This is a genomic window from uncultured Pluralibacter sp. (assembly GCF_913775985.1).
Classification (GTDB): Bacteria; Pseudomonadota; Gammaproteobacteria; order Enterobacterales; family Enterobacteriaceae; genus Pluralibacter.
Genome location: NZ_CAJYMB010000075.1, coordinates 39,405 through 52,923 on the forward strand (window position 1 = coordinate 39,405; position 13,519 = coordinate 52,923).

Genomic DNA, 13,519 nt, shown 5'->3' on the forward strand with positions numbered 1-13,519 from the left:
GAGTTAAAAAGGTTACCTTATGTCTGAGCAGTTTCTCTATTTTCTCCAGCAGATGTTTAACGGCGTCACGCTGGGAAGCACCTACGCGCTGATCGCCATCGGCTACACCATGGTTTACGGCATTATCGGGATGATCAACTTCGCCCACGGCGAGGTCTACATGATTGGCAGCTATGTGTCGTTCATGATTATCGCCGCCCTGATGATGATGGGCATCGACACCAGCTGGCTGCTGGTGGCCGCCGGGTTCGTCGGCGCTATCGTGATCGCCAGCGCCTACGGCTGGAGCATCGAGCGGGTGGCCTACCGGCCGGTGCGCAGCTCCAAGCGCCTGATTGCCCTGATCTCCGCCATCGGCATGTCCATTTTCCTGCAAAACTACGTCAGCCTGACCGAAGGCTCCCGGGATATTGCTCTGCCGAGCCTGTTTAACGGCCAGTGGCTGATAGGCCAGGGAGAGAACTTCTCCGCCAGCATCACCACCATGCAGCTGGTTATCTGGATAGTGACGTTCGTCGCCATGCTGGCGCTGACGCTGTTTATTCGCTACTCCCGCATGGGCCGCGCCTGCCGCGCCTGCGCGGAAGATCTGAAAATGGCCAGCCTGCTCGGCATTAACACCGACCGCGTTATCGCCCTGACCTTCGTTATCGGCGCGGCAATGGCGGCGGTGGCGGGCGTGCTGCTCGGCCAGCTGTACGGCGTGATCAATCCCTACATCGGCTTTATGGCCGGGATGAAAGCCTTTACCGCCGCGGTACTGGGCGGCATCGGCAGCATTCCCGGGGCGATGATCGGCGGGCTGATCCTCGGCATCGCGGAGTCGCTCTCTTCCGCCTACCTGAGCACGGAATACAAAGATGTGGTCTCCTTCGCGCTGCTGATCGTGGTGCTGCTGGTGATGCCCACCGGCATTCTGGGCCGTCCGGAGGTAGAGAAAGTATGAAACCGATGCATTTTGCGATGGCGCTGCTGTCGGCGGCGATGTTCTTCGTGCTGGCCGCGGTGTTTATGGGGGTTCAGCTGAGCCTGAGCGGCACGACGCTGGTGGTAAACCGCGCGGCGGACGTCCGCTGGGAGTGGATCGCCGTGGGCACCGGCGTGGTGTTTTTGTTTCAGCTGCTGCGCCCGCTGTTCCAGCGCGGTATGAAAAGCATTTCCGGGCCTAAATTTGTGCTGCCGGCTATCGACGGCTCAACGCTCAAGCAGAAGCTGTTTCTGATTGCGCTGATCGTCGCCGCCGCGGCGTGGCCGTTTATGGTCTCCCGCGGCACGGTGGATATCGCCACTCTGACCATGATCTACATTATTCTGGGTCTCGGTCTGAATGTGGTGGTCGGGCTTTCCGGCCTGCTGGTGCTGGGCTACGGCGGCTTCTACGCTATCGGCGCATACACCTTCGCGCTGCTTAACCACTATTACGGCCTCGGCTTCTGGACCTGCCTGCCGCTGGCGGGCCTCGTGGCCGCTACGGCCGGTTTCCTGCTCGGCTTCCCGGTGCTGCGCCTGCGCGGCGACTATCTGGCGATTGTGACCCTCGGCTTCGGTGAGATCGTGCGTATTCTGCTGCTCAACAACACCGAAATTACCGGCGGTCCGAACGGCATCAGCCAGATCCCCAAACCGACCTTTTTCGGTCTGGAGTTCAGCCGCTCGGCGCGGGAAGGGGGCTGGGATACCTTCAGCAACTTCTTTAACGTCAAGTACGATCCCTCCGACCGGGTCATTTTTCTCTATCTGGTGGCGCTGCTGCTGGTAGTGCTTACGCTGTTCGTGATTAACCGCCTGCTGCGCATGCCGCTGGGCCGCGCCTGGGAAGCCCTGCGCGAAGATGAAATTGCCTGCCGCTCGCTGGGCCTGAGCCCGACGCGCATCAAGCTGACGGCGTTCACCATTAGCGCCGCCTTTGCCGGTTTTGCCGGTACGCTGTTTGCAGCGCGCCAGGGCTTCGTCAGCCCGGAGTCCTTCACCTTCGCCGAGTCGGCCTTCGTGCTGGCTATCGTGGTACTGGGCGGTATGGGATCGCAGTTTGCGGTGATCCTGGCGGCGGTGCTGCTGGTGGTATCGCGTGAAATGATGCGCGACTTTAACGAGTACAGCATGCTGATGCTGGGCGCGCTGATGGTGCTGATGATGATCTGGCGTCCTCAGGGCCTGCTGCCGATGACCCGGCCGCAGCTGAAGCTGAAAAAGAGTAACGGGAAAGGAGAGCAGGCATGAGTCAGCCACTGTTATCGGTAAATGGCCTGATGATGCGCTTCGGCGGCCTGCTGGCGGTGAATAACGTCAATCTGGAGCTGCATCCGCAGGAAATCGTCTCGCTGATAGGCCCGAACGGCGCGGGTAAAACCACGGTATTCAACTGCCTGACCGGCTTCTACAAGCCCACCGGCGGCAGCATTCAGCTGCGCGAACGGCATCTTGAAGGACTTTCGGGCCAGCAAATTGCCCGCATGGGCGTAGTGCGCACGTTCCAGCACGTGCGCCTGTTTCGCGAAATGACGGTGATTGAAAACCTGCTGGTGGCCCAGCACCAGCAGCTGAAAACCGGCGTCTTCTCCGGGCTGCTGAAAACCCCGGCATTTCGCCAGGCCCAGAGCGAGGCGCTGGATCGCGCCGCGACCTGGCTGGATCGTATTGGCCTGCTGGCCCACGCTAACCGCCAGGCCAGCAATCTGGCTTACGGCGATCAGCGACGGCTTGAAATCGCCCGCTGCATGGTGACCCAGCCGGAGATCCTGATGCTCGACGAGCCGGCTGCCGGACTTAACCCGAAAGAGACCAAAGAGCTGGATGAGCTTATCGCCGAGCTGCGCAGCCACCACAACACCACCATTCTGCTGATTGAGCATGACATGAAGCTGGTGATGGGCATTTCCGATCGGATTTACGTCGTTAACCAGGGCACGCCGCTGGCCAACGGCACGCCGGACGAGATCCGCAACAATCCCGACGTTATTCGCGCATATCTGGGTGAGGCATAAGATGGAAAACGTGATGTTATCTTTTGACCGCGTCAGCGCCCACTACGGAAAAATTCAGGCGCTGCACGAGGTGAGCCTGCATATTAACCAGGGCGAAATCGTGACGCTTATCGGCGCCAACGGCGCGGGCAAAACCACGCTGCTCGGCACGCTGTGCGGCGATCCGCGCGCCAGCGCCGGGCGCGTCGTGTTTGATAGCAAAGACATTACCGACTGGCAGACGGCAAAAATTATGCGCGAGGCGGTGGCGATTGTACCGGAAGGGCGGCGCGTTTTCTCCCGCATGACCGTGGACGAGAACCTGGCGATGGGCGGCTTTTTTACCGACCGCAGCCAGTATCAGACCCGCATCAAGTGGGTGTATGAGCTGTTCCCGCGCCTGTGGGAGCGCCGCATTCAGCGGGCGGGCACCATGTCCGGCGGCGAGCAGCAGATGCTGGCTATTGGCCGGGCGCTGATGAGCCAGCCGCGGCTGCTGCTGCTTGACGAGCCGTCTCTCGGGCTGGCGCCGATTATTATCCAGCAGATCTTCGACACCATCGAGCAGCTGCGCAAAGAGGGGATGACCATCTTCCTCGTGGAGCAAAACGCCAATCAGGCCCTGAAGCTTGCGGATCGCGGCTACGTGCTGGAGAACGGCCGCGTAGTGCTGGAAGATACCGGCGACGCGCTGCTGGCCAACGAAGCAGTGCGCAGCGCCTACCTCGGCGGTTAATCCTCAGCCCCGGCGCCGCGCCGGGGTTTTTCACTGCGGCCTGTCACGTTATCCTCTTTTTCGTGCTTATTACTGGCCTTTCCCGTGCCGAATCTCTCAATTTGCTGCCGCCGCACCGTCACACGCTTGTCATCCCCCGTACCCGTTACTATCTTTTTGTTGTAATAAAAATGTTATTTTTTCGTCATAAGAACGTGTCATGTTAGCCCGCGAATACCAACGCGTGGGATCGCTCATCCAGAACTACAAGAGAGATAATCGATGATATCGTTACGACATACCGTTTTAGGCGCCGCGCTTGCGCTCTGCTTCACCGGACACGCCGTGGCCGTCGAAACCATTCCGTTCTGGCACTCGATGGAAGGCGAGCTGGGGAAAGAAGTTGACTCTCTGGCGCAGCGTTTCAACCAGGCCAATCCGGATTACAAAATTGTGCCGGTCTACAAAGGCAACTACGAGCAGAACCTTGCCGCCGGGATCGCCGCCTTCCGCACCGGCAACGCGCCGGCCCTGTTACAGGTTTATGAAGTGGGCACCGCCACCATGATGGCGTCGAAAGCTATCAAGCCGGTGTACCAGGTCTTCAGCGACGCGGGCATTACCTTCGACGAATCGCAGTTTGTTCCCACCGTATCCGGTTATTACACCGATGCTAAAACCGGCCACCTGCTGAGCCAGCCGTTCAACAGCTCCACCCCGGTGCTTTATTACAACAAAGACGCCTTCAAAAAAGCGGGCCTCGATCCGGAGCAGCCGCCAAAAACCTGGCAGGCGCTGGCGGAAGACACCGCGAAGCTGAAAGCGGCCGGTATGAAATGCGGCTACGCCAGCGGCTGGCAGGGCTGGATCCAGCTGGAAAACTTCAGCGCCTGGAACGGCCTGCCGTTTGCCAGCAAAAACAACGGTTTTGACGGCACCGACGCTACGCTGGTGTTTAATAAACCTGAGCAGGTTAAACATATCGCCCTGCTGGAAGAGATGAACAAGAAGGGGGATTTCAGCTATTACGGGCGCAAAGACGAGTCTACCGAGAAGTTCTACAGCGGCGACTGCGCTATCACCACTGCCTCATCGGGCTCGCTGGCAGACATTCGCCAGTACGCCAAATTTAACTACGGCGTGGGCATGATGCCCTACGATGCGGACATCAAGGGCGCGCCGCAGAATGCCATTATCGGCGGGGCCAGCCTGTGGGTGATGGCCGGGAAAGACAAAGCGACTTACACCGGCGTGGCGAAGTTCCTCGAATTCCTCGCTAAACCGGAGATAGCCGCAGAGTGGCATCAGAAAACCGGCTATCTGCCCATCACCAAAGCCGCCTACGAGTTAACCCGCCAGCAGGGCTTCTACGATAAGAACCCGGGGGCTGATATCGCCACCCGCCAGATGCTCAACAAACCGCCGCTGCCGTTCACCAAAGGCCTGCGGCTGGGCAATATGCCGCAAATCCGCACCATTGTTGATGAAGAGCTGGAGTCGGTCTGGACCGGCAAGAAGACGCCGCAGCAGGCGCTGGACTCCGCCGTGAAGCGCGGCGACCAGCTGCTGAGACGTTTCGAAAAAGCCACTAAGTAAACTTTTCCCTGTTCTGCTCTTTCCGAGGTTACGCCCTTCCGCCGCTGGCGGAAGGGCCGGAGCGGGGCCACTTAACTACGCCAGAGTGAAACTATGTCCTCATCACGACCGGTATTCCGCTCGCGGTGGCTGCCCTATCTGCTGGTGGCGCCGCAGCTGATCATTACGCTGATTTTCTTTATCTGGCCCGCCGGTGAAGCCCTGTGGTATTCGGTGCAGAACGTCGATCCCTTCGGGCTCTCCAGCGAGTTTGTCGGGCTGGATAACTTCGTGACGCTGTTTCACGATGACTATTACCTTGAGTCCTTCTGGGTCACCATCAAATTCAGCGCGCTGGTCACCGTCAGCGGGCTGATTATCTCGCTGCTTTTTGCCGCGCTGGTTAACTACGTGATCCGCGGCAGCCGCCTGTACCAAACCCTGATGCTGCTGCCCTACGCGGTAGCGCCCGCGGTGGCGGCAGTGCTGTGGATTTTCCTCTTCAACCCCGGGCGCGGGCTGATTACCTACTGGCTCGCGGCGCTGGGCTACGACTGGAACCACGCGCAGTACAGCGGCCAGGCGATGTTTCTGGTGGTCTTTGCCTCGGTGTGGAAGCAGATAAGCTATAACTTCCTGTTTTTCTTCGCCGCCCTGCAGTCGATTCCCCAGTCGCTGCTGGAGGCCGCCGCCATCGACGGCGCGGGCCCGGTACGGCGCTTCTTCTCCATCGCGCTGCCGCTGATTGCGCCGGTGAGCTTCTTCCTGCTGGTGGTCAATCTGGTGTACGCCTTCTTCGACACCTTCCCGGTGATCGACGCCGCCACCGCCGGCGGCCCGGTGCAGGCAACTACCACGCTTATCTATAAAATCTATCGCGAAGGCTTTGCCGGACTGGATCTCTCTTCGTCGGCGGCGCAGTCGGTAGTGCTGATGTTGCTGGTGATTATTCTGACCGTGGTGCAGTTCCGCTACGTGGAAAGCAAGGTGCGCTACCAATGAGCCAAAATAATCCGATGATTGAGCACCGCCCGGGGATGACGCTGTTCAGCCACGTCATGCTGATCCTCGGCATCGCGGTGATCCTGTTCCCGCTGTACGTCGCCTTTGTGGCGGCCACCCTCGACGACAGCGCGGTGTACGCCACGCCGATGACGCTGGTGCCGGGAGGCCACCTGCTGGAGAACATCAAAACCATCTGGACCCAGGGTGTAGGAGCCAACAGTGCGCCGTTCTGGCTGATGCTGTTTAACAGCGCGGTGATGGCGCTGACCATTACCGTGGGCAAGATAACGGTGTCGATGCTGTCAGCGTTTGCCATCGTCTGGTTTCGCTTCCCCCTGCGCAACCTGTTCTTCTGGATGATCTTTATGACGCTGATGCTGCCGGTAGAAGTGCGTATTTTCCCCACCGTTGAGGTGATCGCCAACCTGCACATCCTCAACAGCTACACCGGCCTGACGCTGCCGCTGATGGCATCGGCCACCGCCACCTTTTTGTTCCGTCAGTTCTTTATGACCTTACCGGACGAGCTGATTGAAGCGGCGCGCATCGACGGCGCCTCCCCGATGCGCTTTTTCCGCGACATCGTGCTGCCGCTGTCGAAAACCAACCTTGCGGCGCTGTTCGTGATCATTTTTATCTATGGCTGGAACCAGTATCTGTGGCCGCTGCTGATTGTCACCGACGTCAATCTGGGCACTGCCGTGGCGGGCATTAAAGGAATGATCGCCACTGGCGAAGGCACCACGCAGTGGAATCAGGTGATGGCGGCGATGCTGCTGACCCTGATCCCGCCGGTCATTATCGTTTTAGCCATGCAGCGAGCCTTCGTGCGTGGCCTTGTGGACAGTGAGAAATAACATGGCAGGAGTGAAGTTACAGGCCGTCACCAAAAGCTGGGACAGCGGCAAAACGCAGGTGATCAAGCCGCTGACGCTGGAGATTGCCGACGGGGAATTTATCGTGATGGTCGGCCCGTCCGGCTGCGGCAAGTCGACGCTGCTGCGCATGGTCGCCGGGCTGGAGCGCGTCTCCGGCGGCGATATCTGGATAGACAATCAGCGCGTGACCGAGCTGGAGCCGAAAGACCGCGGCATCGCGATGGTCTTTCAGAACTATGCCCTCTATCCGCACATGAGCGTGGAAGAGAATATGGCCTGGGGCCTGAAAATCCGCGGCATGAGCAAGGCCCACATCGCCCAGAAAGTGCAGGAAGCGGCGCGCATTCTGGAACTGGAGCCGCTGCTCAAGCGCCGCCCGCGGGAGCTGTCCGGCGGCCAGCGCCAGCGCGTGGCGATGGGCCGGGCGATCGTGCGCGATCCGGCGGTATTTCTGTTCGACGAACCGCTCTCTAACCTCGACGCCAAGCTGCGGGTGCAGATGCGCCTTGAGCTGCAGCAGCTCCACCGTCGCCTGAATACCACCTCGCTGTACGTGACCCACGATCAGGTTGAGGCGATGACCCTTGCCCAGCGGGTTATGGTGATGAACGGCGGTATCGCCGAGCAGATAGGTACCCCGGTGTCGGTCTACGAAAAGCCGGCGACCCGCTTCGTGGCGAGCTTTATCGGCAGTCCGGCGATGAACCTGCTGGAGGGGCAGATAAGTCACGACGGCACGCGCTTTGAGCTTGACGGCGGCGTGGCCCTGCCGCTGCACGCGGGGCAGGGCAGCCACGCCGGACGCAGAGTGACGCTGGGTATCCGCCCGGAACATATTGCGCTAAGCTCCCGGGACGAAGGCGGCGTACCGCTGGTTATGGATACGCTGGAGATGCTGGGTGCAGATAACCTCGCGCACGGGCGCTGGGGAGAGCAGAAGCTGGTGGCGCGCCTGGCGCACCAGCAGCGCCCGCAGGCGGGCAGCACGCTGTGGCTGCACCTGCCGGGCGAGCATCTGCACCTGTTTGACGGAGAAACAGGACAACGCGTATGAACAACTGGCCCTATCCACACATCGTCGCCCACCGCGGCGGCGGCAAGCGGGCGCCGGAGAACACCCTGGCGGCCATCGACGTCGGGGCGCACTACGGCCACACCATGATTGAGTTTGACGCCAAGCTGTCGAAGGACGGGCAGATCTTCCTGCTGCACGACGATAACCTGGAGCGCACCAGCAACGGCTGGGGCGTCGCCGGGGATCTGACCTGGCACGAGCTGCTGCACGTGGATGCCGGCGGCTGGTTCAGCAGCGAGTTTAAAGGTGAAAAGCTGCCGCTGCTGTCAGAGGTCGCCGAGCGCTGTCGTCGGCACGGCATGATGGCTAACATTGAGATTAAACCGACGACCGGCAGCGGGCCGCTGACCGGTAAAGCGGTAGCGCTGGCGGCGCGTGAACTGTGGCAGGACATGACGCCGCCGCTGCTCTCCTCGTTTGAAATCGACGCCCTTGAGGCGGCGCAGGCGGCGGCGCCCGAGCTGCCGCGCGGCCTGCTGCTGGACGACTGGCGCGAGGACTGGCAGGCGCTCACCGCGCGACTGCAGTGTGTATCCATTCATCTGAACCACAAGCTGCTGGACGAGGCGCGGGTAAAAATGCTGAAAGCGGCGGGGTTGCACATTCTGGTGTACACCGTGAACAAGCCCCAGCGGGCGGCAGAGCTGCTGCGCTGGGGCGTGGACTGCATCTGCACCGATGCGATTGACGTGATAGGCCCGGACTTTACCGCCTGACGGCTAGCGGCGAATGTTGCTGCTGCCCGGCTGGCTGTTCAGCGTGCCGGGATTGCTGTTAGGCACCATCTGCCCGCCCGGCTGGGCGCGCTGGATCTGCAGCTGCTGCCCCTGAAGCTGAGAGTGCAGCTGCTGTTGCTGCTGCCGGGTCTGGTTCTGCAGCTGCTGATTTAACATTCCCTTCTGCTGGATCTGCTGGGACTGCATCTCATTTTGCATCCGCTGCTGGCTGCGGTTGGTGTATCCCGGCTGGTTGGGATTGTTGGTTGGATTAAGGGGCTGCGCCAGCGCGGCGAACGGCAGAAGCGCTGCTAGCAAGACTATTTTTTTCATCTCTTTTCCTCCTGTGAGGGACTTCCATAAGTTTACGCCTAATTCTTCGCGGCAATGGTTTTTTCAGAGTTCTGAACCAGGCTTAATCGGCAGACATAACGCTTTGATTCGGAGAATAACAATGACCCATCCCTCGTTTTGGCGTACGGCAATTGTTGCTGCGCTGCTGGCAGGAAGCAGTTTTTACGCGGTGGCGAACCCGCCGCCGGTCTCTTACGGCGTTGAAGAAGACGTGTTCCACCCGGTGCGCGCCCGCAGCGGAATGGTTGCCTCGGTCGACGCCGCCGCCACGAATGTCGGCGTCGAGGTGCTCAGACAGGGCGGTAATGCCGTCGACGCGGCCGTCGCCGTGGGCTATGCGCTGGCGGTGACCCATCCCCAGGCCGGGAATCTCGGCGGCGGCGGCTTTATGCTGCTGCGCCTGAAAGACGGCCGCACCGCGGCGATTGATTTTCGCGAAATGGCCCCGGGCGGCGCGAGCCGGGACATGTTTCTCGACGCCCAGGGTAATCCCGACGGTAAAAAATCCCTGACCTCGCACCTGGCTTCCGGCACGCCGGGCACCGTCGCCGGATTCTCGCTGGCGCTGGAAAAATACGGCACCATGCCGCTTAACAAAGTTATTCAGCCGGCTATCCGCCTGGCCTGGGACGGGTTTATCGTTAACGACGCGCTGGCGGACGATCTGAAAACTTACGGCAGCGAAGTTATTCCCCAGCACGCCAACAGCAAGGCTATCTTCTGGAAAGACGGCGAGCCGCTGAAAAAGGGCGACCGGCTGGTGCAGAGCGATCTTGCCAAAAGCCTGACCCTGATTGCGGAGCACGGCCCCGACGCTTTCTATAAAGGCGCGATTGCCGACCAGATCGCCGACGAGATGAAAAAGAACGGCGGGCTGATAACCAAAGCCGATCTGGCGGCGTACCGCGCCGTCGAGCGTACACCAATAAGCGGAGACTATCGCGGCTACCAGGTTTACTCCATGCCGCCGCCGTCCTCCGGCGGGATTCATATCATCGAGATCCTCAACATCCTCAGCCAGTTCGATATGCATAAATATGGCTTTGGCAGCGCCGACGCCATGCAGCTGATGGCCGAAGCGGAAAAGCGCGCCTACGCTGACCGCTCCGAGTATCTCGGCGATCCGGACTTTGTGAAGGTGCCCTGGCAGGCCCTGACCAGCAAGGCCTACGCCAAATCTCTCGCCGCCGGAATTGACCTGAACAAAGCCACGCCGTCCAGCGATATTCGCCCCGGCAAGCTTGCCCCTTACGAAAGTAATCAGACCACCCACTTTTCGGTGGTCGATAAAGACGGTAATGCTGTGGCGGTGACCTACACCCTGAATACCACCTTCGGCACCGGTATCGTGGCCGGCAACACCGGCATCCTGATGAACAACGAAATGGATGACTTCTCGGCCAAGCCCGGCGTGCCGAACGTGTACGGGCTGGTGGGCGGCGAGGCTAACGCGGTAGGGCCGAAAAAGCGCCCGCTGTCGTCGATGTCGCCAACCATCGTGGTGAAAGACGGTAAGACCTGGCTGGTGACCGGCAGCCCCGGCGGCAGCCGGATTATCACCACCGTGCTGCAGATGGTAGTGAACACTATCGACTTTGGCATGAACGTGGCGGAAGCCACGAACGCGCCGCGCTTTCACCACCAGTGGCTGCCGGACGAGCTGCGGGTCGAGAAGGGCTTCAGCCCGGATACCCTGAAGCTGCTGGCGCAGAAAGGGCAGAACGTCGTGGTTAAGCCGGCGATGGGCAGCACCCAGAGCATTATGATCGGCCCGGACGGCACGCTGTATGGCGCATCGGATCCGCGCACGGTCGATGATTTAACGGCGGGATACTGAGGTTAACCCTCTCCCGTCAGGGAGAGGGTTATCAGGGCCTTACGCGGGCCATGTAATAGGCATCGACGTACTCGCCGTCGCGCAGGGCGAAGTTCTTGCCGGTGCCTTCGATTTCAAATCCGTGCTTGCGGTAGACGGCAATGGCGGGCTGATTATCGACAAAGACCGTCAACTCAATGCGGTCGACCCGCAGCCAGCCGTCGCACATCTGCACCATTTCGCGCAGCAGGGCACTCGCCACCCCGCGATTTTGCCAGCGGGCGTCGACGGTAATACCGAAATCCGCTACGTGGCTGCGGCGCGGTCGCTGGGCGACAGCGAGCGTCAGGTGTCCGACAACGCGATCGTCGATACAGGCTACCAGTTGCTTAATGCCGGGGGCATCCGCCAGCCGGGTGGCCCAGTGGGATTCGGAAGGGTGAGGGACCTGCAGCGTGTTGCGGTAAACTTCTGGCTGGGCGTGTATCTGGCGGATAGCCGCACAGTCTGCGGCTTCCGCGTGGCGGATCGCTATCTCACTCATTCCTTAGCTCCTTGAGGGGTAATTGTCGTCTTTACCTTCTCCGAAGCCGTTCTGTGCGTCAACGCCCTTTTTTTGCAAAAAGGGGTAGACAAGTGCGAATGATAATGATTATTATTGCCATGCATTCAGGGAGACCCCCTGCGGTAACCCTGAAAGCACGACATTGCTCACATTGCTTCCAGTATTACTTTTATAGCCAGCCGGGTGCTGGCTTTTTTTTATGCTTTATTTGGACTTGGCCACTTCCTGCAGCGGACTTTTAGCCGGTGCTGCCGGCAATTCCCCTTTTTCCGGGGCAAGATCTACCACATTATTACTGGCCCCGGCGCGGATCTCCGCCTGGCCGCAAAATTCGCCGCCACGTTTGATAGCCAGGCTTTGATAAACGATGGAGCCGGTGACTTTGCCGTGGTCCTGAATATCAATCACCTCGGCGTGGCACTCGCCGATAATCGTGCCGTCTATCGCCACTTCCCGGGCCACGATGTTTCCCTCTACGTAGCCGTTGCGCATAATTTTAATCATGCCGTTTGCCGACTCGATATTGCCGTAAACTTTGCCGTGAATGTAAACCATGCCGGTGGCGATAATATTACCGTTGAAGCGCACATCGCTGGCGATAACGGTATTTCCCTGCGGGGACTCGACGGACTCCACCGGTTTTGCAGCAGGTGCCGGAGCCGCAGGCGCGGATACGGTTTCCGCTTTCACGGCACTTTTCTTCTCTTTTCCAAACATTCTAATTATCTCCTTCCATAAGAAATGAAACAGCAATAGCGCAGCTGCCAGCGCGGCGGTCAGCAGGGCTGAACGATCCATCTGGCTAAGCCATAAAATCAGTGAGATTGACCAAAGCAGCAGGGCAGCGTTTAACGTTAGATAGGGGGCAGACATCCTGGTTCTCCGCTTTCCGTAGCGTATGTGTACCTGTTCCTGGTGCGCTCAGGATAATTTCAAAAGCCGTTGCGTGGCAAATTTCATCACAGAAGCGTCTTTTTTCGTACGACTTTTTCAATCTATTTCATAATTTTTGAACAGAGGCGTCAATAATCGACCCCTATCTTCTTCGGCGCTCGGGGTCCACACTTACCCACATCGAAATGAATTTGGGAGCACGCATCATGATCTACTTACGCAAAGCAAACGACCGCGGCCACGCGTCTCACGGCTGGCTGAACTCCTGGCACACCTTCTCTTTTGCGGATTACTACGATCCCAATTTCATGGGGTTCTCCGCGCTGCGGGTAATTAACGACGACGTTATCGACGCCGGTCAGGGTTTCGGTACCCATCCCCACAAGGATATGGAAATTTTGACCTACGTGCTGGAAGGCGCGGTGGCGCATAAAGACAGCATGGGCAACGAAGAGCAGGTGCCTGCTGGCGAGTTCCAGATAATGAGCGCCGGGACCGGCATCCGCCACTCGGAGTACAACCCGAGTAAAACCAGCCCGCTGCACCTGTACCAGATCTGGATTATTCCGTCTGAAACGGGCATTACGCCGCGCTACGAGCAGCGCCGCTTTGATGCCGTTCAGGGCAAACAGCTGGTGCTCTCACCGGACGCGCGCGACGGTTCGCTGAAAGTTTATCAGGACATGTGCCTGTACCGCTGGGCGCTGCTGAAAGATGAGCAGTCGGTTCACCAGATGATTGCCGATCGCAAAGTCTGGATCCAGGTGGTGAAAGGCAGCGTATCGATTAACGGCACTAAAGCCACTACCGGTGACGGCCTGGCTATCTGGGACGAGCAGGCGCTTTCCGTACACGCCGACAGCGAAGCCGAGATCCTGCTGTTCGACCTGCCGCCGGTTTGATCGAGAATAAATAAATCCATCAACCTTCCCGCATAAGCGGGAAGGTTTTTTTACGTCCGTG

The 13,519-nt window shown here is 59.5% G+C and carries 14 protein-coding genes; 11 read left to right on the forward strand and 3 right to left on the reverse strand.

The features are described 5' to 3' along the window. The first annotated feature begins 19 nt into the window (after positions 1-19). The 9 genes from livH (at position 20) to ugpQ (ending at position 8,927) form a co-directional block, all read left to right on the forward strand. Complete coding sequence (gene livH, locus QZ766_RS08045; RefSeq protein ID WP_297199927.1) at positions 20-946, forward strand: high-affinity branched-chain amino acid ABC transporter permease LivH; 927 nt, start codon at positions 20-22, stop codon at positions 944-946. Continuing rightward, a complete protein-coding gene (locus tag QZ766_RS08050; RefSeq protein WP_297199931.1) occupies positions 943-2,220 on the forward strand; it encodes a high-affinity branched-chain amino acid ABC transporter permease LivM in 1,278 nt (425 codons plus the stop codon). Before livH ends, QZ766_RS08050 begins: the two co-directional genes overlap by 4 nt. After that, positions 2,217-2,984: a high-affinity branched-chain amino acid ABC transporter ATP-binding protein LivG gene (gene livG / locus QZ766_RS08055; protein WP_297199934.1), complete on the forward strand. Its 768-nt coding sequence runs from the start codon at positions 2,217-2,219 to the stop codon at positions 2,982-2,984. The genes QZ766_RS08050 and livG overlap by 4 nt, the downstream gene beginning before the upstream one ends. A gap of 1 nt (position 2,985) precedes the next feature. After that, the gene (livF, locus tag QZ766_RS08060; protein ID WP_297199937.1) at positions 2,986-3,699 is read left to right on the forward strand and encodes a high-affinity branched-chain amino acid ABC transporter ATP-binding protein LivF; all 714 of its coding nucleotides are present in this window, start codon (positions 2,986-2,988) and stop codon (positions 3,697-3,699) included. A gap of 261 nt (positions 3,700-3,960) precedes the next feature. Beyond that, positions 3,961-5,274, forward strand: coding sequence for a sn-glycerol-3-phosphate ABC transporter substrate-binding protein UgpB (gene ugpB / locus QZ766_RS08065; RefSeq protein WP_297199940.1), 1,314 nt, complete (start codon positions 3,961-3,963; stop codon positions 5,272-5,274). Positions 5,275-5,367: 93 nt separating this feature from the next. Further along, positions 5,368-6,255, forward strand: coding sequence for a sn-glycerol-3-phosphate ABC transporter permease UgpA (ugpA, locus tag QZ766_RS08070; protein WP_297199943.1), 888 nt, complete (start codon positions 5,368-5,370; stop codon positions 6,253-6,255). Positions 6,256-6,269: 14 nt separating this feature from the next. Beyond that, positions 6,270-7,115 (forward strand): sn-glycerol-3-phosphate ABC transporter permease UgpE, encoded by an 846-nt coding sequence (ugpE, locus tag QZ766_RS08075; protein WP_297200015.1) that lies wholly within the window; start codon positions 6,270-6,272, stop codon positions 7,113-7,115. A 1-nt stretch (position 7,116) separates the two neighbouring features. Further along, on the forward strand, positions 7,117-8,190 hold the full coding sequence (locus tag QZ766_RS08080) for a sn-glycerol-3-phosphate import ATP-binding protein UgpC (RefSeq protein ID WP_297199945.1): 1,074 nt from the start codon (positions 7,117-7,119) through the stop codon (positions 8,188-8,190). Next, positions 8,187-8,927, forward strand: coding sequence for a glycerophosphodiester phosphodiesterase (gene ugpQ / locus QZ766_RS08085; RefSeq protein ID WP_297199947.1), 741 nt, complete (start codon positions 8,187-8,189; stop codon positions 8,925-8,927). Before QZ766_RS08080 ends, ugpQ begins: the two co-directional genes overlap by 4 nt. 3 nt (positions 8,928-8,930) lie before the next feature. Here the strand turns inward: ugpQ and QZ766_RS08090 are convergent, their stop codons facing one another. Then, complete coding sequence (locus QZ766_RS08090; RefSeq protein WP_297199949.1) at positions 8,931-9,260, reverse strand: DUF2756 domain-containing protein; 330 nt, start codon at positions 9,258-9,260, stop codon at positions 8,931-8,933. A 121-nt stretch (positions 9,261-9,381) separates the two neighbouring features. Between QZ766_RS08090 and ggt the strand changes: the two genes are divergently transcribed. After that, positions 9,382-11,118 (forward strand): gamma-glutamyltransferase, encoded by a 1,737-nt coding sequence (ggt, locus tag QZ766_RS08095; RefSeq protein ID WP_297199951.1) that lies wholly within the window; start codon positions 9,382-9,384, stop codon positions 11,116-11,118. Positions 11,119-11,149: 31 nt separating this feature from the next. On the opposite strand, the gene yhhY is transcribed toward ggt, so the two are convergent. Further along, positions 11,150-11,641, reverse strand: a complete 492-nt coding sequence (yhhY, locus tag QZ766_RS08100; protein ID WP_297199953.1) for an N-acetyltransferase — start codon at positions 11,639-11,641, stop codon at positions 11,150-11,152. Positions 11,642-11,866: 225 nt separating this feature from the next. Continuing rightward, on the reverse strand, positions 11,867-12,379 hold the full coding sequence (locus QZ766_RS08105) for a polymer-forming cytoskeletal protein (protein WP_297199956.1): 513 nt from the start codon (positions 12,377-12,379) through the stop codon (positions 11,867-11,869). Positions 12,380-12,762: 383 nt separating this feature from the next. Here QZ766_RS08105 and QZ766_RS08110 point away from each other — a divergent pair, with 383 nt between their 5' ends. Then, positions 12,763-13,458 (forward strand): pirin family protein, encoded by a 696-nt coding sequence (locus tag QZ766_RS08110; RefSeq protein ID WP_297199959.1) that lies wholly within the window; start codon positions 12,763-12,765, stop codon positions 13,456-13,458. Positions 13,459-13,519: the final 61 nt, after the last annotated feature.